19 protein-coding genes are annotated in these 22414 nt (G+C 63.1%); 8 read left to right on the forward strand and 11 right to left on the reverse strand.

Going from position 1 to position 22414, the window contains the following annotated elements; translation table 11 throughout:
* Nucleotides 1–6: 6 nt before the first annotated feature.
* The 5 genes from ABOA88_RS17115 to arcD (ABOA88_RS17135) all read right to left on the reverse strand — a co-directional run bounded on the left by ABOA88_RS17115 (nucleotide 7) and on the right by arcD (ABOA88_RS17135) (nucleotide 5273).
* Complete coding sequence (locus tag ABOA88_RS17115) at nucleotides 7–375, reverse strand: DUF5064 family protein (RefSeq protein WP_196167692.1); 369 nt, start codon at nucleotides 373–375, stop codon at nucleotides 7–9.
* Nucleotides 376–432: 57 nt separating this feature from the next.
* The gene (gene arcC, locus ABOA88_RS17120; protein ID WP_196167691.1) at nucleotides 433–1362 is read right to left on the reverse strand and encodes a carbamate kinase; all 930 of its coding nucleotides are present in this window, start codon (nucleotides 1360–1362) and stop codon (nucleotides 433–435) included.
* A 120-nt stretch (nucleotides 1363–1482) separates the two neighbouring features.
* Nucleotides 1483–2493 (reverse strand): ornithine carbamoyltransferase, encoded by a 1011-nt coding sequence (locus ABOA88_RS17125; protein ID WP_043210689.1) that lies wholly within the window; start codon nucleotides 2491–2493, stop codon nucleotides 1483–1485.
* 66 nt (nucleotides 2494–2559) lie between these two features.
* Nucleotides 2560–3813: an arginine deiminase gene (gene arcA, locus ABOA88_RS17130; protein WP_196167690.1), complete on the reverse strand. Its 1254-nt coding sequence runs from the start codon at nucleotides 3811–3813 to the stop codon at nucleotides 2560–2562.
* A gap of 32 nt (nucleotides 3814–3845) precedes the next feature.
* Nucleotides 3846–5273: an arginine-ornithine antiporter gene (arcD, locus tag ABOA88_RS17135; protein ID WP_043210686.1), complete on the reverse strand. Its 1428-nt coding sequence runs from the start codon at nucleotides 5271–5273 to the stop codon at nucleotides 3846–3848.
* A 435-nt stretch (nucleotides 5274–5708) separates the two neighbouring features.
* Between arcD (ABOA88_RS17135) and arcD (ABOA88_RS17140) the strand changes: the two genes are divergently transcribed.
* Complete coding sequence (gene arcD, locus ABOA88_RS17140; RefSeq protein WP_196167689.1) at nucleotides 5709–7136, forward strand: arginine-ornithine antiporter; 1428 nt, start codon at nucleotides 5709–5711, stop codon at nucleotides 7134–7136.
* Here the strand turns inward: arcD (ABOA88_RS17140) and ABOA88_RS17145 are convergent.
* From ABOA88_RS17145 to gap, 6 genes are all read right to left on the reverse strand, one after another.
* Nucleotides 7116–7532, reverse strand: coding sequence for a YbaN family protein (locus tag ABOA88_RS17145; RefSeq protein WP_196167688.1), 417 nt, complete (start codon nucleotides 7530–7532; stop codon nucleotides 7116–7118). The genes arcD (ABOA88_RS17140) and ABOA88_RS17145 overlap by 21 nt on opposite strands.
* Before the next feature lie 55 nt (nucleotides 7533–7587).
* Nucleotides 7588–8181 carry a biliverdin-producing heme oxygenase gene (locus ABOA88_RS17150; RefSeq protein ID WP_196167687.1) on the reverse strand — a complete coding sequence of 198 codons (594 nt, stop codon included), beginning with the start codon at nucleotides 8179–8181 and terminating at the stop codon, nucleotides 7588–7590.
* A gap of 184 nt (nucleotides 8182–8365) precedes the next feature.
* Complete coding sequence (locus ABOA88_RS17155; protein WP_367851470.1) at nucleotides 8366–10963, reverse strand: TonB-dependent receptor; 2598 nt, start codon at nucleotides 10961–10963, stop codon at nucleotides 8366–8368.
* 126 nt (nucleotides 10964–11089) lie between these two features.
* Nucleotides 11090–12052 carry a FecR family protein gene (locus ABOA88_RS17160; protein ID WP_367851469.1) on the reverse strand — a complete coding sequence of 321 codons (963 nt, stop codon included), beginning with the start codon at nucleotides 12050–12052 and terminating at the stop codon, nucleotides 11090–11092.
* Nucleotides 12053–12143: 91 nt separating this feature from the next.
* Nucleotides 12144–12656 (reverse strand): RNA polymerase sigma factor, encoded by a 513-nt coding sequence (locus ABOA88_RS17165; protein ID WP_196167684.1) that lies wholly within the window; start codon nucleotides 12654–12656, stop codon nucleotides 12144–12146.
* A gap of 174 nt (nucleotides 12657–12830) precedes the next feature.
* Nucleotides 12831–13832 (reverse strand): type I glyceraldehyde-3-phosphate dehydrogenase, encoded by a 1002-nt coding sequence (gap, locus tag ABOA88_RS17170; RefSeq protein WP_367851468.1) that lies wholly within the window; start codon nucleotides 13830–13832, stop codon nucleotides 12831–12833.
* 265 nt (nucleotides 13833–14097) lie between these two features.
* Between gap and edd the strand changes: the two genes are divergently transcribed.
* The 7 genes from edd to ABOA88_RS17205 all read left to right on the forward strand — a co-directional run bounded on the left by edd (nucleotide 14098) and on the right by ABOA88_RS17205 (nucleotide 22414).
* Nucleotides 14098–15924 (forward strand): phosphogluconate dehydratase, encoded by a 1827-nt coding sequence (gene edd / locus ABOA88_RS17175; RefSeq protein WP_367851467.1) that lies wholly within the window; start codon nucleotides 14098–14100, stop codon nucleotides 15922–15924.
* A complete protein-coding gene (locus tag ABOA88_RS17180; RefSeq protein ID WP_196167681.1) occupies nucleotides 15921–16880 on the forward strand; it encodes a glucokinase in 960 nt (319 codons plus the stop codon). The genes edd and ABOA88_RS17180 overlap by 4 nt, the downstream gene beginning before the upstream one ends.
* A 76-nt stretch (nucleotides 16881–16956) precedes the next feature.
* Nucleotides 16957–17655, forward strand: a complete 699-nt coding sequence (locus tag ABOA88_RS17185; protein ID WP_230387527.1) for a response regulator — start codon at nucleotides 16957–16959, stop codon at nucleotides 17653–17655.
* Nucleotides 17636–19090 carry an ATP-binding protein gene (locus ABOA88_RS17190; RefSeq protein WP_230387463.1) on the forward strand — a complete coding sequence of 485 codons (1455 nt, stop codon included), beginning with the start codon at nucleotides 17636–17638 and terminating at the stop codon, nucleotides 19088–19090. The genes ABOA88_RS17185 and ABOA88_RS17190 overlap by 20 nt, the downstream gene beginning before the upstream one ends.
* A 133-nt stretch (nucleotides 19091–19223) precedes the next feature.
* Nucleotides 19224–20489, forward strand: coding sequence for an ABC transporter substrate-binding protein (locus tag ABOA88_RS17195; RefSeq protein ID WP_196167679.1), 1266 nt, complete (start codon nucleotides 19224–19226; stop codon nucleotides 20487–20489).
* 187 nt (nucleotides 20490–20676) lie between these two features.
* Complete coding sequence (locus tag ABOA88_RS17200; RefSeq protein ID WP_367851466.1) at nucleotides 20677–21585, forward strand: carbohydrate ABC transporter permease; 909 nt, start codon at nucleotides 20677–20679, stop codon at nucleotides 21583–21585.
* The gene (locus tag ABOA88_RS17205; protein ID WP_196167677.1) at nucleotides 21578–22414 is read left to right on the forward strand and encodes a carbohydrate ABC transporter permease; all 837 of its coding nucleotides are present in this window, start codon (nucleotides 21578–21580) and stop codon (nucleotides 22412–22414) included. The genes ABOA88_RS17200 and ABOA88_RS17205 overlap by 8 nt, the downstream gene beginning before the upstream one ends.

A 22414-nucleotide genomic window follows, 5' to 3' on the forward strand; every position in this document is an offset into this window, starting at 1 on the left:
GTGAAGTCATTCCAGGTGTTCAGGCTTGATCGGGTCGCCCGATTTAACGTCCAGCTTTTCGCGGATGTCCTTGAACATCCAGTCATAGATCTTGTGCGGCGAACCCAGGTTCTCGAACTTCTTGGGCGGCGCCAGGTAGGACTGGGCCCGGCGGGAGAGTTGCATGAGGAAGCTGGGCAGCACCTGGTCCTTGGCCAGGAAGAATTTTTCCTCGACCGACTTGCCCTCGATGATGCCGTGCATGTGGAACTGGATGCCTCTGCCTTCCTTGGGGTCCGACGCGGCCTCGTATTCGATGTTCAAGTCATAGCTGTGGTCATTCTTGTTCAGCGCGGTGCGCTCGATATGGACATGACCGGGGTGGTATTGGGCCATTGACACGCTCCTCTGGAAGGTCGAAAACGGCGGGCGTCGCGCGCCCGCCTACTGCATTCAACGGTAGCTGATCCCTGGCTTGGCGGTGGACACGCGGGTACCGGCGGCGCCTTTGACGATCTCTTCGATGTCCGACAGCGAGCCGATCACCGCCACCTTGCCGGTGTTGCGGGCGAAGTCGCAGGCCGCTTGCACCTTGGGCCCCATGGAGCCGGCGGCAAAGCCCAGGCGTTCCAGTTCGTCGGGGTGGGCCTGGGCGATGGCTTTCTGGGTCGGCTTGTTGAAGTCGATGTATGCGGCGTTGACGTCGGTGGCGATCACCAGCAGGTCGGCGTCCAGCTGTTCGGCCAGCAAGGCCGAGCACAGGTCCTTGTCGATGACGGCCTCGATGCCTTTGAGCTTGCGGTTTTCATCGTACATGGTGGGGATGCCGCCGCCGCCTGCGCAGATCACGATGCTGCTCTTTTCCAGCAACCACTTGATCGGGCGGATTTCGAAGATGCGCTTGGGTTTGGGGCTGGCCACCACGCGGCGGTACTTGTCGCCATCGGCCTTGACCACCCAGCCTTTCTCCTTGGCCAGGCGCTCGGCCTCTTCCTTGCTGTAGACCGGACCGATGAATTTGGTCGGGTCCTTGAAGGCCGGGTCGTTGGCATCCACCTCCACTTGGGTCAGCAGCGTGGCGAACGGCACTTCGAAAGCCAGCAGGTTGCCCAGCTCCTGTTCGATCATGTAGCCGATCATGCCTTCGGTCTCGGCTCCCAGCACATCCAGCGGGTAAGCCTCGTCGGGTTTGTAGGACAGGCCCTGGAGCGACAGCAGGCCGACTTGCGGGCCGTTGCCGTGGGCGATGACCAGTTCGTTGCCAGGATGGATCTTGGCGATCTGCTCGGTGGCGGTGCGGATATTGGCGCGCTGGTTTTCAGCGGTCATGGGCTCGCCGCGACGCAGCAGGGCGTTGCCGCCCAATGCAACAACGATACGCATGGTGAATGTCCTTCTCAGGTCAGCTTCAAGCTTCAAGCCGCAAGCTGCAAGCAGAGGCGGGTCTGGGTGAGGCGCCGCGTTTCTTGTGGCTTGGAACTTGAAGCTTGCAGCCAATAGCGTTTAGAGATCAGCCAGGGTCGACACCAGGATCGCCTTGATGGTGTGCATGCGGTTTTCCGCCTGCTCGAAGGCGATGCACGCCGGCGACTCGAATACGTCCTCGGTGACTTCGATGCCGTTGGCCAGGTGCGGGTATTGTTCGGCGATCTGCTTGCCGACCTTGGTCTCGGAGTTGTGGAACGCTGGCAGGCAGTGCATGAACTTGGTGCGAGGGTTGCCGGTGGACTTCATCAGTTCCTTGTTCACCTGGTAGGGCAGCAGCAGCTTGATGCGCTCGCCCCAGGCTTCGACCGGCTCGCCCATCGACACCCAGACGTCGGTGTGGATGAAGTCGACGCCCTTGACCGCAGCCTTGGCGTCCTCGGTCAGGGTGATGCGTGCGCCGCTTTCTTCGGCGTACTGCTTGCAGCGCTGGACCAGGTCGTCATGAGGCCACAGTTCCTTGGGCGCGGCGATGCGCACGTCCATGCCAAGCTTGGCGCCGATCAGCAGCAGCGAGTTGCCCATGTTGTTGCGGGCATCGCCCAGGTAGGCATAGCTGATGTCGTGCAGGGGCTTGTCGCTGTGCTCACGCATGGTCAGCACGTCGGCGATCATCTGGGTCGGGTGGTATTCGTCGGTGAGACCGTTGAACACCGGCACGCCGGCGAACTTGGCCAGCTCCTCGACGATTTCCTGCTTGAAGCCACGGTACTCGATGGCGTCGTACATGCGGCCCAGCACGCGAGCGGTGTCCTTCATGCTCTCTTTGTGGCCGATCTGCGAGGAGTTCGGGTCGATGTAGGTGACGTTGGCGCCTTGGTCATAGGCGGCGACTTCGAAGGCGCAGCGGGTGCGGGTCGAGGTCTTCTCGAAGATCAGGGCGATGTTGTTGCCCTTCAGGTGCTGCTGTTCGGTGCCGGTGTACTTGGCGCGCTTGAGGTCGCGGGACAGGTCCAGCAGGTACTTCAGCTCGCGGGTGGTGTGGTGTTCGAGGCTGAGCAGGTTGCGGTTGTGGATGTTGAACGCCATGACGGTTCTCCTTGAATTCGGGGCAGCCCGGCCGTCGCCTTGTGAGGACGGCCGGGGAAATGGTCGTTAGTAGTCGATTGGGTCGCGCACGATCGGGCAGGTCATGCAGTGGCCGCCGCCACGGCCCCGGCCCAACTCGCCGGCACTGATGGTGATGACTTCGATCCCGGCCTTGCGCAGCAGGGTGTTGGTGTAGGTGTTGCGGTCGTAGCCGATGACCACGCCCGGCTCGACCGCCACCACGTTGTTGCCGTCATCCCACTGTTCGCGCTCGGCAGCGAAGCTGTTGCCGCCGGTCTCGACCACGCGCAGCTTCACGCCCAGTTGCTCGCCGACCACCTCGATGAACGACTTGTTCTCGCGGCGCACGTCCATGCCGTAAGGCTTGCTTTCGTCCGGGCGAATGATGAACGGCACGATTTCGCGGACCACTTCCGGGAAGACCGTGACCAGGTCGCGGTCGCAGAAGCTGAACACGGTGTCCAGGTGCATGGCCGCGCGGGACTTAGGCAGCCCGGCGACGATGACTTTCTCCACTGCACCTTTGGCGAACAGGTTCTGCGCCAGTTGGCCGATGGCTTGGCGCGAGGTGCGCTCGCCCATGCCGATCAACACGATGCCCTTGCCGATCGGCATCACATCCCCGCCTTCGAGGGTGGCCTGGCCGTGGTCTTTGTCCGGGTCGCCGTACCAGACCTGGAAGTCGGCCTTGGTGAACTCGGGGTGGAACTTGTAGATGGCGGTAGTCAGCAGGGTTTCCTGGCGTCGTGCCGGCCAGTACATCGGGTTGAGGGTCACGCCGCCGTAGATCCAGCAGGTGGTGTCACGGGTGAACTGGGTATTGGGCAGAGGCGGCAGGATGAAGCTGGAGTGGCCCAGGTAGTCGTTGTACATCTTGACCACGCTGGCGCCTTCGCTTTCCGGCAGGTCCTGGCCGGCCACACCGCCGATCAGGAACTCGGCCAGGTGACGGGGTTCCAGGCCTTCCAGCCAGCTGCGCACTTCGTTGGTCAGGCCGACACCGACGGTGTCAGGGGTGATCTTGCGGTCGAGGATCCACTTCAGTGCTTCGGGGTTCTGCACGATGTCGGTGAGCAGGTTGTGCATCTCCAGCACATCGACGCCGCGCTCGCGCATCTTGGTGACGAAGTCGAAATGGTCGCGCTTGGCCTGGTCGACCCAGATCACGTCATCGAACAGCAGCTCGTCGCAGTTGCTCGGGGTCAGGCGCTTGTGGGCAAGGCCTGGAGCGCAGACCATCACTTTGCGCAGTTTGCCGGCTTCGGAGTGGACACCGTACTTCTGTTTTTCCGTGGACATTGTTCATTCCTCCAAGAATGCGAAGACGTGGATCAAAGCGTCAGGAAGCCGTCGTAGAGTCCGTAGGCGGCCACCAGGGCGCCCACCACGACGGCGGCAAAGATCAGTTTTTCAACCGAGGTGAAGATCGGTTGGCCGACCTCGCGCTTTGCCTTGGCGAACAGGATCGCGCCAGGGGCATAGAGCAGGGCCGAGAGCAGCAGGTATTTCACGCCGCCGGCATACAGCAGCCAGATGGCGTACAGCAGGGCGATGCCACCGATGATCAGGTCTTTCTGGCGTTCGGCCAGGGCCTGCTCGTAGGTTTCGCTACGTACCGCAAGCAACACCGCATAGGCCGCCGACCACAGGTAGGGCACCAGGATCATCGAGGTGGCGAGGTAGATCAGCGACAGGTAGGTGCTGTTGGAGAACAGGGTGATGACCAGGAAGATCTGCACCATGGCGTTGGTCAGCCACAGCGCATTGGCCGGCACATGGTTGGCGTTCTCGCGGCGCAGGAACTCCGGCATGGTGTGGTCCTTGGCCGCGGCGAACATGATCTCGGCGCACAGCAGCACCCACGACAGCAGGGCACCGAGCAGCGAGATGATCAGCCCGACGCTGATCAGCACCGCGCCCCAGTGACCGACCACGTGCTCGAGCACGGCAGCCATCGAGGGGTTCTGCAGCTTGGCCAGTTCCGGTTGGGTCATTACGCCCAGCGACAGCACGTTGACCAGCACCAGGAACAGCAGCACGGTGATGAAACCGATGACGGTAGCCTTACCTACGTCGGAGCGTTTTTCCGCCCGGGAGGAGAAGATGCTCGCGCCTTCGATGCCGATGAACACCCATACGGTGACCAGCATCATGTTGCGCACCTGGTCCATCACGCTGCCCAAGTCAGGGGAGCCTTTGCCCCAGATGTCGGCGGTGAAGATGTCCAGCTTGAAGGCGAACAGACAGATCAGCGCGAACAGCGCCAGCGGCACGACCTTGGCCACGGTGGTGACCAGGTTGATGAACGCCGCTTCCTTGATGCCGCGCAGTACAAGGAAGTGCACCGCCCACAACAGGATCGAGGCGCCGATCACCGCCGCCGGGGTGTTGCCCTCGCCGAAGATCGGGAAGAAGTAGCCCAAGGTGCTGAACAACAGGACGAAGTAGCCGACGTTGCCCAGCCATGCGCTGATCCAGTAGCCCCAGGCCGAGGAAAAGCCCATGTAGTCGCCGAACCCTGCCTTGGCGTAGGCATACACCCCGCCGTCCAGATCCGGTTTGCGATTGGCCAGGGTCTGGAACACGAAGGCGAGGGTCAACATGCCCACCGCCGTGATGGCCCAGCCGATCAATACAGCGCCGACACCGGCGCTGGCGGCCATGTTTTGTGGTAACGAGAAGATCCCGCCGCCAATCATGGAGCCGACGACAAGTGCAACAAGTGCACCCAGTTTTAGTTTTCCGGGAGAATCAGACATTTAACAACTCCATGCCAGGAGAAAGTTGACCTCAGAGTAAATCCGACGCCTGTGCCATGTGCTGACATGGGTCAGTTTCATGGCGATGTGAAGTAGGAAAACTCCTTCACATGACTCCTGGAGAGTGCCGACTGCTGTGCTGCAGGCCTTGTGTGCTGGCACCTCCATGTCCTTCTAGAGCAAAAGCTCCGTGTTGCCTGCGAGGTTTCAAGCTAGCCGCTTTTGGGCAATAAGCAAATTTTCGTGAAAATCCCGTCTTAACTATGTTTGTCACTGACCTGCCTCATGGAAGGGGCAGTATTAATGCCAACTATATAGACCGACTCGTTATGAGCGTTTTAGCCTTGATCGCTTGGTCTAATATAAGTTGACCGGCCCGTTATAAGAATCAACAAGGTGTTTCATGCGTATGACAACAGCCCAAAGGGGAGCCCTATGAGTGAACCGGGACAGAAGCTGCGCCTGGGTGCGCTGATCGCGCTGGTGGTCGGCTCGATGATCGGCGGCGGGATCTTCTCGTTACCGCAGAACATGGCGGCGCGGGCCGATGTGGGCGCGGTGCTGATTGGCTGGGGCATTACCGCGGTGGGCATGCTGGCACTGGCGTTTGTGTTCCAGACCCTGGCCAACCGCAAGCCGGAGCTGGACTCAGGGGTGTACGCCTATGCCAAGGCCGGCTTTGGCGAGTACATGGGCTTTTCCTCGGCTTGGGGCTACTGGATCAGCGCATGGCTGGGCAATGTGGGCTATTTCGTGTTGCTGTTCAGCACCTTGGGTTTCTACTACCCGGTGTTCGGCGAGGGCAACACGCCGGTGGCCATCGCGTGTGCGTCTTTGCTGTTGTGGGCGGTGCATTTTCTGGTGCTGCGCGGCATCAAGGAAGCGGCGTTCATCAACCAGGTGACCACCGTGGCCAAGGTGGTGCCGCTGCTGATCTTCATCGTCATTGCCGCCTTCGCCTTCCGGGCCGATATTTTCACCCGTGACATCTGGGGGCTGAGCAACCCCAAGTTCGGCAACGTGCTGGAGCAGGTGCGCAACATGATGCTGGTGACCGTGTTCGTGTTCATCGGCATCGAGGGCGCCAGTGTGTATTCGGGGCGGGCGCTGCATCGCTCTGACGTGGGCAAGGCCACGGTCATCGGCTTTCTCGGGGTGCTGGCATTGTTGGTGCTGGTCAACGTGCTGTCGTTGGGGGTGATGACCCAGCCAGAACTGGCCAATCTGCAGAACCCCTCGTTGGCTTCGGTGCTGGAACACATCGTCGGGCCCTGGGGCGCCTTGCTGATCAGCATCGGCTTGGCGATATCGCTGCTGGGCGCGCTGCTTTCCTGGGCGCTGCTGTGCGCCGAGATCCTCTTCGCCACGGCGCGGGACCAGACCATGCCGCGTTTCCTGGCCAAGGAGAACGCCAACCATGTACCGGCCAACGCCCTGTGGCTGACCAATGTGATGATCCAGGGCTTCTTGCTGATCACCCTGTTCTCGGCGGGCACCTACACCAGCCTGATCTACCTGGCGTCGTCGATGATCCTGGTGCCGTACTTCTGGTCGGCGGCCTACGCGGTGCTGCTGACCCTGCGTGGCGAAGGCTATGCCGAGCAGCCGCAGGTGCGTCGCAAGGACCTGATGGTCGCCCTGGTGGCGCTGCTTTATGCCGTCTGGTTGCTGTATGCCGGGGGGCTCAAGTACTTGCTGCTCTCGGCCCTGCTCTATGCACCGGGCGTCATCCTGTTCGCCCGAGCCAAGCACGAGCAGGGCAAGGCGTTGTTCACCGGTTGGGAGAAGCTGATCTTCGCAGCGGTGCTGGCTGGAGCGGGGCTGGCAGCCTATGGCTTGTATTCAGGGGTGCTGAGCTTGTGAGGGGCAGGGCGGGACAGGTTGCTCCGGGCGTGACCAGATCCACAGATTGCCCACGGTCATGCCGCCAATGGCCAGGAACACTGGCCAGCGATGCTCGAAGAACGTCAGCATCAACCCCGCGCACAGCAGCATGCTGAGCGTGGCGCTGACCTTGGCGCGGCGCTGGATCACCTTGCCATTGCGCCAGTTGTAGAGGATCGGCCCGAACAACCGATGATTCTCCAGCCAGGCGCTCAAGCGCGGCGAGCTGCGAGTCGCTGCCCAGGCGGCCAGGAGAATGAATTCGGTGGTGGGCAGGCCGGGTACGACGATCGCGACCAGCCCGATACCCAAACTGACATAGGCCAGGATTGCGTAGAGCAGGCGGGCGAGTTTCGAGCGGGCTGGTCGGGTCATGGTCTCACTGCGAAAAAACGGTCCGGTCGCCGAAGCGGTGACCGGGTGAAGCCTCTCAGGCCAGTGCGGCATCCGCGGCATAGGCATGCTTGAGCAGTTCGGTGAAACGCTCGAAGGCGGCGACCGCGCCACGTTCGGCGGCGGCATCCTCCTCGGCCGACAGCGCGAGGTTGTCGAGGATTCGGGTGAACTGCTTCCAGCCTTCGGCGCGACCACCGGCCGGCTCGCCCAGATGACGGGCGCCGAAGCTGTCGGATAGCTCAAGAGCCACGGCACGCTTGATCAGGAACGCAGCGCCCAGTTTGGAGCCTTCGGAGACGAAGATCCAGCCCAAGGCCTGGCCCAGGCTCGGCCCTTGCAACGCGCCGGGCAAAGGGGCGGGAACGTCGGTGTCCAGGTCGGCCAAGTCCAGGCGCGCCTGCTCGGCGCGGCAGCGCTGGGCCAGGTCCGGCACGATGGCGATCAGTTGCGGGTCGTTGTACAGGGCCTGCAGTTCGGACTGGAACAGGTACTGGGCGACCACGAAGCGGGCGAAGCTTTCGCGGCTGTCGAATGGCTTGTGGGATTTGACCAGGGCGTCCAGCTCGGTGTGCGGTGCGTGGGTGACCTGGTTCAGGCGCTGCGAGCGCAGGGCGGGGGTGGCGGTCATGGAAAGGTCCTTGGCAGATGAGGGCTCTAGACGAGACGAATCGGGGCGGGTCCGACCGTAAAAAAAGGTGGTTGCAGAGGGTGCAGACCCCACAGGTACTGTGCCGATCCTGAGAGCGGCGCAGTCCCTGTGGGAGCGGCTTCAGCCGCGAAGCAGGCGACGCGGTGCCTGAGCACGACGGCGCTCAGATATCCCAGATCAAATTGATGGCGAAGTTGCGTCCCGGCGCGGTCAGGCGGTCGAGGTTGGCGGGCTGGGTGACGGCGGCTTCGCTCTGGCCGTTCTGGCCGACAGTGGCATAGCTGCGTACGTCATCCCACTGCCAGTACTTCTTGTCGGTCAGGTTGTACAGGCCGGCATTGACAGTCAGGTCGTCGGTGATCTGGTAGAAGCCACTCAGGTCGAGCACGCCATAGCCGGGGGTACGCCAGCGCGAAGTGCTGCCGTCGGGGGAGAAGAACGTGGTGTCGTCGACGCGGTTCTTGCGCTTGACCAATGTCCAGCTCAACAGGCCGCCATAGCTGTCCTGCTCATACCCCAGGCCAAACACGCCAGTGAGTGGGTTGACGCTGTTCAGCGGCTGTCCGGTGTCATCGTTGCGGCCATAGGCGTAGGCCACCGAGCCTTGGGTGTACAGGCCTTGCGGTGCGCCAAAGTGATCCAGGTTCAGACGACCTCTGACTTCGGCGCCCTTGATGGTGGCGTGCTTGATGTTCTGCGCCTGGAAGTCGAGCGCATCGTCGCCGTTGAGCAGGGCGTCTTCATTGATGAAATCGCGGTACTTGTTATAGAAGACGGCGACATCGAAGTTGCCCGCATCGAAGTTGCCGCGCAGACCGGTCTCATAGCTTTTGCTCTTTTCCGGCTCAAGGTTCGGATTCGGCTGGACGACATAGCCGCCGACCGGGTTCTCGAAGCGGCCATACAACGCCTTGGCCGTCGGCGTGCGGAAGCCTTCGGCGTACTGCCCGTACCAGGTGTAGTGGTCGTTGAAGGCGTAGGTCACGCCCAGCTTGGGCGAAACGCGGTGCCAGTTCTTCTGTTCGTCGCTGACGGTGGTATTGCCCGAGGTCGGCAGGGTGGCTAGGAATGCATCGGTCAGGTGCGGCTTGAGCTGGGTGTAGTCGTAGCGCGCGCCCGGCAGGAAGGTCCAGTTGTTCCAGCGGATCTCGTCCTGGGCGAACAGGCTGTAGGTGTTGATGGTCGGGTCGGGGAAGTCGCTGACCCGGGCCAGGCTGTCGGCGGGACTGATCTGGCCGATGGCTGTGCAGGTGCCCCCTACATTCAGACAGACGCCCGTACCGCTACGAGAACCGGTGACTTTTTCCTGCTTGAGCGTTGTGCCGTAGGTCAGCAGATGGTCGGTGGCGCCAGCGGTGAAGGCTTTGTCGAACTGTGCATCCAGCACCCATTGGCGGTCCTTATAGGTTGTCTGCCGATCACGAAGCACTTCACGACCACGGGCGAAGTAAAGCTCCTCGGTGCGTTGATCGGTCTTGGCGATCTGGTAGTTCAGGCTCCATTTCATGTGATCGGCCAGCAGGCTGTCGAGGCCGAACTCATGATTGATGCCCAAGCGTTCCCGCGTGATGGAGTCGTCGGCGCTGCGGGCGCGATACATGTTCGAAGCGCCCATGCCGGGAATGAACGGTCCACCCACGGCACTGAGCACATGCTGGTCGCGATCGTCCTTGTAACGCTCGTAGGTAACGCCCAGTCGCGCGTCCTCGGCGTAGTTCCAGCCCAGTTTGGCCAGTACGTTGGTGGTGCGCGCGTCCTCGGGGTTGGCCTGGGTGCGGTCAAGGCCGGTGCCACCGTGCTCGCCGTAGGATTCGGTTTCGTGACCGTTGCGCTGGCTCAGGTGCAGCAGGCCGTCGAAGTCGCCCTGGCGGCCGGCGGCGGTGGCGGAGGTCAGCCAGCTATCATCGGCCGAGCTGTAGCCGGTCTTGAGGCGGACGCCCATGTCCTTGCCAGGTTTGATGATGTCGTCCGGATCGAGGGTGAAGTAGCTGACCGCGCCGCCAATGGCATTGCTGCCATAGAGCACCGAGGCTGGGCCGCGAAGGATCTCCACGCGCTTGACGATCTCGGGGTCGACATAGTTGCGTTGGGTCTGGGCATAGGGGCCGTAGAAGAAGCCATCTGGAACCGAGACGCCATCGACCTGGGTGAGGATCCTTTCGCCATCGATGCCGCGGATGTTGTAGCCGTTCAGGCCGCTGCGCTGGCCGACGCCGCCGACGGAGACGCCGGGCTCGTAACGGACCAGTTCCTTGATGTCGTTAACGTTCTGGCGGTCCAGTTGCTCACGGGTCTGCACGCTGACGGTGCTCGGCACCTGGCTGACGTCCTGGGCGCTGCGGGTGGCGCTCACGGTCAGTTGCTGCAGGGCGATGGTGTTGCCGGCCTGCTGGCGCTCCAGTACCACGTTGGCGTTGCCGATCTTGCGCAGGCTCAGCCCCGTGCCTTGCAGTAGGCGACGCAATGCGGCCTCCGCTGGCAGCGAGCCCCGTACTCCCGGTGACGACACGTCCTCGGCCAATTCGGCACTGAAACCGACTTGCCAGCCGGTGACCTGGCTGAACGCGTTGATCGCCGAGACCAGTGGCTGCTGCTCGATGGCAAAGCGGTAGTCGCCCAGGCGTGGGCTGCTGGCATTGGCCGGTTCTGCGGCCAGGGTGGGCAGGCTGCAGGCGCCGCTGGCGAGCAGGGCCAGGGTCAGCAGGGACAATTGCCCCATGCGGCGGGAAGGGGTGGACGGGCGAGTTGGACCTGTGGACATCGAAGGCGCTCCCTGACGCGCGAACTGTTATAGGTGATGACCGTTCTTGTTTCAAACAAGAATCAGTTGCATTGGCTATAACGAGACGGACGGGTAGGCGCGATCGCGTAAAAAAACTTCAGGGCGTCAGTTGAGGATCACCAGCGCCGGATACTCGTGCACTTGTGCAGAGGTGATGTGGGCCAGGGCGCGCAGGGTTTCCAGGGGTTGGTCCAGGCGGTAGTTACCGGTCACCGCCACCTGTTCGAGCTGCGGGTTGCGGTTGATGATCCAGCCGGGGTAGTAGCGGCGCACTTCGGCAAGCACTTGGCTGAGCGGGCAATTCTCGAACACCAGGCGGCCTTCGACCCAGGCTAGGTCTTTGTGCATGTCCGGGCGCTGGCGCTGGCCGAACCCCTGGGGGCCGACGCTGATGCTGTCGCCGGCCGAAAGGCGGATGCGCTGGTCACGGGCGCCCTGCAAGTCGATATCGCCACGCTGCACCCGCACTTGCGCTTCGCCATTGAGGTAGCGCACGGCGAAGTCGGTGTCTTGTGCCTGCGCGCGCAGCGGGCCTGCTTCCAACTCCAGCGGGGCAGGGCTGTTGCCAGGTACCTGGAAGTAAGCCTCGCCTTGCAACAGACGGGCGACCTGGCGGCCGTCACGCAGGTCGTTGGCGAAGGCTGAATTGGTGTTGAGCAACACCTGGGCGCCATCGTCCAGTTGCAGGCGCTGGCGTTCGCCGGCCACGGTCAAGTGGTCGGCCTGCAGGCGCACGGGCAGGTTGCCGAAGGTGAGCAGCCCGACCAGCAGCACGGCGGCGGTGGCCAAAGGTTTCCAGTGGGAACGCAGACGACCGCGCAAGGTGGTGCGGTGAAGGTGGTGCAATTGCACGGCGGCCTGATGCAGCGGCGCGCCGTTCCACAGGGCTTCGGCTTCGACGTAGGCTTCGGCGTTTTCCGCGGCGGCGCCCAGCCAGGCTTCGAAATCCCGGGTGTCCTGCTCGCTGGCGCATTGCAGACGTACCAGCCAGTCCAGCGCTTCGTCCATGGCGCGCGCTCGGGCATCAGGCGCGTCGGGAGACGGGCGAGGGGCAGGGCTGTCTGTCACAGAAAATCCTTGCTGTGGGTTTTTCGCGAATGATCATGGCTGCGAGCAGGTGTGGCAAGGGGGGGCCGTTGTCGACCGGCGAATGGTCGGCTTAGCGCAGGCGCTCGGCGACGCCCATGCAGATGGCCATGATCAGTTTCAGCTCTTTCTGCACGGTGCTGGCTGACACTTTCAACTGCTCGGCAATCTCCAGGTAACTGGCGCCATGCAGCCGGCTGAGGATGAAAATGCGCTGCTGGCGTGGGGTGAGCTGATTGAGACTGACGCTCAGGTGCTCAAGCAGTTGCTCTGCGTGAGCGGCCTCTTCGCTGCTGCTCGTCGGCGCGGCAACGTTGTGCAGCACCTCGTCAGGAACATCGTCAACCAGCGTGCGGGCCTGCACGCGGCGCGCGCGCAAGTGATCGAGCGCAAGGTTGCGCGCAGTCTGGAACACGAACGGCTCCAAGTGCTCGATGGGGCGTTCGCCCAAGGCGCGGGTGACCCGCAGGTAGGTCTCCTGGAGCAGGTCCTCGGCCGTGCTGGGATTGCCCACCATGCGCTGCAACGTGCGCAGCAAAGGGAGGCGCTGGGTGAGGAACACTGTGTTGAACCGGGACTGACTCACGAGGAAACCTGACCGACGAAAGGCAAATGATAATGCTTATCATCTTGTGGCTTGGTCAAGCCTCATTGATGTAAAGAGTGGGTAAGTGTCGCGGTGTTGCGACCCGTCGCAGGCTTCGCCAGCCCCTACAAAAAACGCATCAGGCGCTGGCGCAGCGTGCGATGGACTGCCAGATCAACCCGCGTTGCACAGCGCCAGGCAGTTGTCGAGCATGCGGTTGGAGAAGCCCCATTCATTGTCGTACCAGGCCAGCACCTTGAGCATCCGGCCGTTGGCGCGGGTGTGGTTGGCATCGAAGATCGACGACAGCGGGTTGTGGTTGAAGTCGCAGGACACCAGCGGCAGGGCGTTGTAGCCCAGGATGCGCGAATGCCGGCTGGCTTCGAGGAACAGTTGGTTGACCTCCTCGGCACTGGCTTCGCGCTTGAGGTTGACGGTCAGGTCTACCAGCGACACATTGATCACCGGCACCCGCACCGCCATGCCCGTGAGCTTGCCGGCCAGCTCCGGCAGCACCAAGCCCACGGCCTCGGCGGCGCCGGTCTTGCTCGGGATCATCGACTGGGTGGCCGAGCGCGCGCGATAGGGGTCGGTGTGGTAGACGTCGGTGAGCACCTGGTCATTGGTGTAGGCGTGGATGGTGGTCATCAGCCCTTGCTCGATGCCGAACTCACGGTGCAGCACCTGGGCGATCGGCGCCAGGCAGTTGGTGGTGCAGGAGGCATTGGAGATGATCTGGTGCGAGGCGCGCAGGGTGTCGTGGTTGACCCCGTACACCACCGTGGCGTCAGCCCCCTTGGCGGGCGCCGAGATGATCACCTTGCCTGCGCCGGCGCTCAGGTGGGCCGCTGCCTTGGCGCGCTCGGTGAACAAGCCCGTGCATTCGAACACCACGTCCACCGCTTCGGCCTTCCACGGCAGGTCCGCAGGGTTGCGAATGGCGCTGACCGAGATACGGTCGCCATTGACCGTCAGGCTCTCCTGGTCGGATTCGACCTGGGCATCGAACGTGCCGTGCACGCTGTCGTACTTGAGCAAGTGGGCATTCATCGCACTGTCGCCCAGGTCGTTGATGGCGACGACCTGCAGGTCCTGGCGGTAGCCTTGGGTATAGAGTGCGCGCAGGACGTTGCGTCCAATGCGGCCAAATCCATTGATGGCGATGCGAAGGGTCATGGCATTACCTCTGGCAGTCCGAGTGAAGCTTGTGGCAAAAAGGTCACTTCACTGAAACGGTTTTGTTATTGGAATTACAAGATTATTCACTGCTGGATAGAAAACAAGCCTTTTTGATGGCAGTATTTTGTTAAACCTACAACGAGTGGTCGGGCAGACCACCCCCAGATCGCGTCAGGCCCCCTTCCCTTGAGCCTAGGCCGCAATCGTTTGAAGGGGAAATGCCCATCGACGCCACCCTTACAGTCAGCCTGGAGTCCAGTACATGCATCCGCGCATCCTTGAGGTCACCGCACGGTTGGTCGAACGCAGCCGTGCCACCCGTGAACGCTACCTGGAGCTGATTCGCGGCGCGGCCAGCGACGGTCCCATGCGCGCCAGCCTGCAATGTGCCAATTTCGCCCACGGTGTGGCCGGCTGCGGCGCCGAGGACAAACACAGCCTGCGGATGATGAACGCCGCCAACGTGGCCATCGTCTCGGCCTACAACGACATGCTGTCGGCGCACCAGCCGTACCAGCACTTCCCGGAACAGATCAAACAGGCTCTGCGCGAGATCGGCTCGGTCGGCCAGTTCGCCGGTGGCGTGCCGGCCATGTGCGATGGCGTTACCCAGGGTGAGCCGGGCATGGAGTTGGCCATCGCCAGCCGTGAAGTGATCGCAATGTCCACCGCCATCGCCTTGTCCCACAACATGTTCGACGCCGCCCTGATGCTGGGCATCTGCGACAAGATCGTGCCGGGCCTGATGATGGGCGCCCTGCGCTTTGGTCACCTGCCGACCATCTTCGTCCCAGGTGGGCCGATGCCCTCAGGCATCTCCAACAAGGAAAAGGCCGACGTGCGCCAGCGCTACGCCGAAGGCAAGGCCAGCCGCGAAGAGCTGTTGGAGTCGGAGATGAAGTCCTATCACAGCCCCGGCACCTGCACCTTCTATGGCACGGCCAACACCAACCAGCTGGTGATGGAGGTCATGGGCCTGCACCTGCCCGGCGCATCGTTCGTCAATCCCTATACACCGTTGCGTGACGCCTTGACCGCCGAGGCCGCGCAACAGGTCACGCGCATGACCAAGGCCAGCGGCAGCTTCATGCCCCTGGGCGAGATCGTCGATGAGAAGGCGCTGGTCAACTCGATCGTCGCCCTGCACGCCACTGGCGGCTCCACCAACCACACCCTGCACATCCCGGCCATTGCCCAGGCTGCCGGCATCCAGTTGACCTGGCAGGACATGGCGGACCTCTCCGAGGTGGTACCGACCCTGTCTCACGTCTATCCCAACGGCAAGGCCGACATCAACCACTTCCAGGCGGCGGGTGGCATGGCGTTTCTCATCCGCGAATTGCTCGATGCCGGGCTGTTGCACGAGGACGTCAATACCGTGGCCGGTCACGGCCTGCGCCGCTACACCCAGGAGCCGTTCCTCGAGGAGGGCAAGCTGGTCTGGCGTGAGGGGCCGCGCCAGAGCCTGGACGAGAGCATCCTGCGCCCGGTGGCACGGCCGTTCTCGGCTGAAGGTGGCCTGCGGGTGATGAACGGCAACCTCGGGCGAGGTGTCATGAAGGTGTCGGCCGTGGCGCCCGAGCATCAAGTCGTGGAGGCACCCGCCCGGGTGTTCCATGACCAGCAATCCCTGGCCGATGCGTTCAAGGCCGGCGAGCTGGAGCGCGACTTCGTCGCGGTGGTGCGCTTCCAGGGGCCGCGTTGCAACGGCATGCCGGAACTGCACAAGCTGACCCCTTTCCTGGGAGTGTTGCAGGACCGTGGCTACAAAGTGGCGCTGGTCACCGATGGGCGGATGTCCGGCGCCTCGGGCAAGATCCCGGCGGCGATCCATGTGTGCCCCGAGGCCTACGACGGTGGCCCGCTGGCGCGGGTGCGCGATGGCGATATCGTGCGGGTCGATGGCATCGAAGGCACGCTGCAGCTCATGGTGTCGGCCGAGGAGCTGGCCACCCGTGACCTGCCGGCACCTCCCCAAGGCAACGATTTGGGAATGGGGCGCGAGCTGTTCGGCTTCATGCGGGTGGCGTTCAGCTCCGCCGAGCAGGGCGCCAGCGCCTTCACCTCGGCCTTGGAGCAGCTCAAATGAATGCGCTGCTGGTTGGCGATATCGGCGGCACCAATGCCCGCTTTGCCTTGTGGCACGACAACCAGTTGCAGGCGGTGCAGGTCCTGGCCACTGCCGACTACACCAGCCCCGAGCAGGCCATCGAGGCTTATCTGGCTGGGCAAGGCATTGCCCGCGGCGGGCTGGCGGCAGTGTGCCTGGCAGTTGCCGGGCCTGTGAGCGGCGATGCGTTTCGCTTCACCAACAACCACTGGCGTCTGAGCCGCCGTGCGTTCTGTCAGGCCTTGCAGGTCGAGCACCTGCTGTTGATCAACGACTTCAGTGCCATGGCCCTGGGCATGACGCGCCTTCAGGCGGGCGAGTATCGCCAGGTGTGTCCGGGGGCGGCTGACCCTGCGCGCCCGGCTCTGGTCATCGGCCCAGGTACCGGCCTGGGCGTGGGTAGCCTGTTGCGCCTGGACAACCAGCATTGGCTGGCCTTGCCGGGTGAGGGCGGACATGTCGATCTGCCGGTGGGCAACGAACGCGAAGCGGCGATCCATCGGCAGATCCATCGGCAGATTGGCCATGTCAGCGCCGAGACGGTGTTGAGTGGTGGCGGGCTGGTGCGTCTGTACCAAGCCATGTGCGCGCTCGATGGCGACATCCCCAGGCACAAGACGCCCGCGCACATCACCGATGCCGCGCTGGGCGGCGAGCCGCGTGCATTGGCGGTGATCGAGCAGTTCTGCCGCTTCCTCGGGCGTGTGGCCGGCAACAACGTCCTGACCCTGGGCGCGCGGGGCGGGGTCTATATTGTCGGCGGCGTGATTCCGCGCTTTGCCGAGCTGTTTCTGCACAGTGGCTTTGCCGCGAGCTTTGCCGATAAAGGCTGCATGAGCGGCTATTTCGAAGGGGTGCCGGTATGGCTGGTGACTGCGGAGTTTTCCGGGTTGCTGGGGGCCGGTGTGGCGTTGCAGCAGGCGTTGGATCATTGATCGCTGGGCTCTTGGTGCCCATCCGTTATCACCACCAGAGGAAGGTTCAGTGACCACTGCTGGCAAATCGATCCTGATGGTCGACGACGACCAGGACATCCGCGAGTTGTTGCAGGCGTACTTGAGCCGGTCAGGTTTTCAGGTGCATGCCGAGGCCGATGGCAGGGGCTTTCGCCAGGCGCTGGAGGCCGTGCCCTGCGATCTGGTGATTCTCGATGTGATGCTGCCCGACGAGGATGGTTTCAGCCTGTGTCGGTGGGTACGTCAGCACCCGCGTCTGGCGCGGGTGCCGATCATCATGCTGACTGCCAGCTCCGATGAAACCGACCGGGTGATCGGCCTGGAACTAGGTGCCGACGATTACCTGGGCAAACCCTTCAGCCCGCGCGAGTTGCTGGCGCGGATCAAGGCGTTGTTGCGCCGCGCCGAGTTCGGTCAGGCGGCGCCCAGCCAGGCGGTGCTGGCCTTCGACGATTGGCGCCTGGATACCATCAGTCATCGCCTGTTCCATCGCGATGGCGAAGAAGTGATTCTCTCCGGCGCCGACTTCGCCTTGCTCAAGCTGTTTCTCGACCATCCGCAGCAGATCCTCGATCGCGACACCATCGGCAATGCCACCCGAGGTCGTGAGCCGATGCCGCTGGACCGCATCGTCGACATGGCGGTCAGCCGCCTGCGCCAGCGGCTACGTGACACGGATAAACCGCCACGGCTGATCCGCACCGTGCGCGGCAGTGGCTACCTGCTGGCGGCCCATGTCTGCCCTGCCTGCTGAGCGGCGCTGGCGCCTGCTGCCGCGCTCGCTGCTCGGGCGCATGCTGTCGTTGACGTTGCTGGTGGTGCTGCTGGCCCAAGGGCTGTCGAGCGTGATCTGGGTCTCCCAACTGCGTGCCAGCCAGCTCCAGGGCCTGCAGGCCAGTGCCCGCAGTTTGGCCCATTCGATGAGCGCCAGCGTCAGCTACTTCCGCTCATTGCCAGTCGCCTATCGGCCTATGGTGCTGGACCAGTTGCGCAGCATGGGTGGCACGCGATTCTTCGTCTCGCTCAACGACAAGCCGCTGGACATGCCGGTGCTGCCGATCACGCCACGCAAGCAGGCGGTGATCGACGTGTTCCAGTCAGTACTGCACGAGCGGCTGGGGCCGCAGATGGAAATCTCCGTGGAATTCGTCAGCCCCCAGGAGCTGCGCATCTTCAACAGTGGCCTGAAGCTCGACGAGCTGCCGCGCTCCTGGGCGCATTACTCCCTGACCCTGGAGCCGCTCAACCCGCCGGTGTTGGTCACCCAGATCCGCCTGGACGAAGGCGAGTGGCTGTACATCGCCTCGCTGTTGCCCGAGCCCTACACGAGCCTGGAAGCCGAGCGCTTGCCACGTCAGCAGATCGGCTTCATCGCGTTGACCACCGCCTTGCTGTTGCTGTTCATCGGCCTGCTCGTGCATTGGCAGAGCCGCCCGCTCAAGCGTCTGGCACGGGCGGCGCGGGAGATGTCCCTGGGCGCCGATGTCGCGCCGGTCACTGAAGGCGGGGGCAGCGAAGTGGTTGAAGTAGGGCGGGCCTTCAACAGCATGCGCGAGCGCATCAGCCGCTACCTGACTGAACGCGCGCAGCTGTTCAGCGCCGTGTCCCATGACCTGCGCACGCCCATCACGCGTTTGCGCCTACGGGTCGAACTGCTCGAGGACGAGCAAATGCAGGCCAAGTTCAGTCGTGATCTGGACGAGCTCGAACTGCTGGTCAAAGGGGCGTTGCAGTGTGTGAAGGACACCGACATCCACGAGAATATCGAGCCTGTGGACCTCAACCAGGTGCTGGAGATACTCGCCGAGCCCTACCTGGGCGATGGCCGTATCACCCTCGAAGGCCGTGCCCTGGCGCCCTACGCGGGCAAGCCTCTAGCCCTGCGTCGGTGCATCGGTAACCTGATCGACAACGCCATCAAGTATGGCGAACGGGCTCATCTGCGCATTCTCGACAGCGCCACAGGGTTTGTCCTGCAGGTGGATGACCAAGGGCCTGGGGTGCCCGAACAGCGCCTGGAACAGGTCTTCGAACCGCATTTTCGCCTGGCCGGTCAGCAGCAGGGCTACGGACTGGGGCTGGGCATTGCGCGCAACATCGCCCATAGCCATGGCGGAGAGGTCAGCCTGCTGAACCTGCGTCAGGGTGGCCTGCGGGTCACTCTCAGCTTGCCGCGCAGCACCGATTGAGCGGCGAATGTCACCGCTTGGTGACATTCGCGCATCCCTTCGTTACCTGACGGCCTTCGTCGGCTGTTTAGACTCCAAGGCAAGCGCAAGCACCTTGACTTGCCTCGTATAACAACAAGAAAGGTTCTCCACGATGAATGCGATCACTCGCCTCGCCGCTGTCGTTTCCCTCGCCTCATTCATGCCGCTGACCGCCCTGGCTGTCGAAGAAAGGGGCTCTGTCGAAGTCCTGCATTGGTGGACCTCCGGCGGCGAGGCTGCCGCCGTCAATACCCTCAAGCAACAGGTCGAAAAAGACGGTTTCACCTGGAAGGACAACGCCGTGGCCGGTGGCGGTGGTGCCGCGGCCATGACCGTGCTCAAGAGCCGCGCAGTGGCCGGCAACCCACCCGCCGCCGCCCAGATCAAGGGCCCGGATATCCAGGAGTGGGGCGCCTTGGGCCTGCTCGCCGAGCTCGACGAGGTGGCCAATGCCAACCACTGGGACACCCTGCTGCCGGCCAAGCTGACCCACATCTGGAAGTACGATGATCACTATGTAGCCGTGCCGGTGAACATCCACCGGGTCAACTGGCTGTGGGTCAATCCGGTGGTGTTCGAGAAGGCAGGCGCCAAGGTGCCGCATACGCTCGATGAACTGTTCGTCGCCGCCGACAAACTCAAGGCCGCAGGCTTCCAGCCGCTGGCCCATGGCGGCCAGCCTTGGCAGGACAGCACGGTGTTCGAAAGCCTGGTCCTGAGCATCCTGGGGCCTGAGGGCTACCGCAAGGCGTTCGTCGAACTGGACGAGCAGACGCTCACGGGCGACAAGATGGTCGAGACTTTCAAGACCTTGCAGCGCCTGGGCACCTACATGGACGCCAACCGCGCCGGTCGAGACTGGAACATCGCTGCCGCCGACGTCATCAATGGCAAGGCCGGCATGCAGATCATGGGCGACTGGGCCAAGAGCGAATGGACCGCCGCCCACAAGGTGGCCGGCAAGGACTACCAGTGTGTGCCATTCCCCGGCACCCAGGGCAGCTTCACCTACAACATCGACTCCCTGGCGATGTTCCAACTCAAGAACAAAAGCGATATCAAGGCCCAGAACGACCTGGCCAAGGTCGCGCTGGAGCCGGCCTTCCAGACCGCCTTCAACCAAGCCAAGGGCTCGCTGCCGGTGCGCCAGGGCATGGACATGACGCCGTTCGATGCCTGCACCCAGCAGTCGCTGAAGGACTTCCAGGAGGCCGAGAAAGGCCAGGGGCTGCAACCGAGCATGGCGCACAACATGGCCTCATCGCTGGCGGTGCAGGGGGCCATCTTCGATGTGGTCACCAACTTCCTCAACGACCCCAAGGCAGACCCTGCCAAGGCAGCCAAGCAGCTGGGCGCGGCGATCAAGGCGGCGAAGTAGCCCTGCTGGCGGCCCTTTCACCGCACCTCGGTATTTGACGGTACAGGCCCCTGTGGGCGCGGGTTTTCCCGCGAAGCATACGACGCGCTGCACGGCGCCGGCTTCGCCAGTGTTCGCGGCTGTTCGACGCCTCGATAAACCCGCTCCCACAGGACTCGCGCTAGATGCATGTTCTTCGGTACTTCACATGAACACAGCAACCGCAACCCTGCGGGCCTCCCCCCTGGACGCCCTGCAACGCTGGCTTCCGAAACTGGTGCTGGCGCCCAGCATGCTGATTGTCCTGGTGGGCTTTTATGGCTACATCCTCTGGACCTTCGTGCTCTCTTTCACCAACTCAAGCTTCATGCCCAGCTACAAGTGGGCCGGGCTGGCCCAGTACGTCAAACTGCTGGCCAACGACCGCTGGTGGGTCGCCAGCAAGAACCTGCTGGTGTTCGGTGGCCTGTTCATCGCCATCAGCCTGCTAGTGGGGGTGCTGTTGGCGGTGCTGCTCGACCAGCGCATCCGCCGCGAAGGTGTCATCCGCACGATCTACCTGTACCCAATGGCGCTGTCGATGATCGTCACCGGCACCGCCTGGAAGTGGCTGCTCAACCCAGGCCTTGGCCTGGACAAACTGCTGCGGGACTGGGGCTGGGAGGGCTTTCGCTTCGACTGGCTGGTGGACCCGGATCGGGTGGTCTATTGCCTGGTGATTGCTGCGGTGTGGCAGGCCTCGGGCTTTGTCATGGCGTTGTTCCTGGCCGGCCTGCGTGGGGTCGACCCGTCGATCATCCGGGCAGCCCAGGTCGATGGCGCGAGCCTGCCGAGGATCTATCTGCGCATCGTGCTGCCGAGCCTGAGGCCGGTGTTCTTCAGTGCCTTGATGATCCTGGCGCACATCGCCATCAAGAGCTTCGACCTGGTGGCTGCGATGACCGCTGGCGGCCCGGGCTACGCCTCCGACCTGCCGGCGATGTTCATGTACAACTTCACCTTCAGCCGTGGGCAGATGGGCATGGGCTCGGCCAGTGCGATCCTCATGCTTGGCGCCATTCTGGCGATCCTGGTGCCCTACCTGTATTCGGAACTGAGGACCAAGCGCCATGACTAGTCCGCGTTGGTTTGCCCCCAGCCGCCTGGCCATCCATGCCACTTTGCTTGCTGCCTGTGCGCTGTACCTGGTACCGCTGCTGGTGATGCTGTTGACCAGCTTCAAATCGCCTGAAGACATCCGCGCCGGCAACCTGCTGAGCTGGCCGGAAGTGATCACTGGGATCGGCTGGATCAAGGCCTGGGACACGGTCGGAGGTTACTTCTGGAACTCGGTGAAAATCACCGTGCCGGCCGTGCTGATTTCCACCTTGATGGGCGCGTTAAACGGCTATGTGCTGTCGATGTGGCGCTTCCGGGGTTCGCAGCTGTTCTTCGGCCTGCTGCTGTTCGGTTGCTTCCTGCCGTTCCAGACCGTGTTGCTGCCGGCCTCGTTCACCCTCGGCAAGCTTGGCCTTGCCAGCACCACCACGGGACTGGTGCTGGTGCACATCGTGTACGGGCTGGCCTTCACCACGCTGTTCTTCCGTAATTACTACTGCAGCGTGCCCGAGGCCCTGGTGCGAGCGGCGCGCCTGGACGGCGCGGGGTTCTTCACGATCTTCGGGCGGATCCTGCTGCCGATGTCGGTGCCGATCATCATGGTCTGCCTGATCTGGCAGTTCACCCAGATCTGGAACGACTTTCTCTTTGGTGTGGTGTTCGCCAGCGGCGATGCCCAACCCATCACCGTGGCCCTGAACAACCTGGTCAACACCAGCACCGGGGTCAAGGAATACAACGTCGACATGGCGGCGGCAATGATCGCGGGGCTTCCGACTCTGTTGGTCTATGTGCTGGCCGGCAAATATTTCCTGCGCGGCCTGACCGCCGGCGCGGTCAAGGGGTGA

The organism is Pseudomonas sp. PKS, from assembly GCF_051913525.1.
GTDB classification, from domain to species: Bacteria; Pseudomonadota; Gammaproteobacteria; order Pseudomonadales; family Pseudomonadaceae; genus Aquipseudomonas; species Aquipseudomonas guariconensis_D.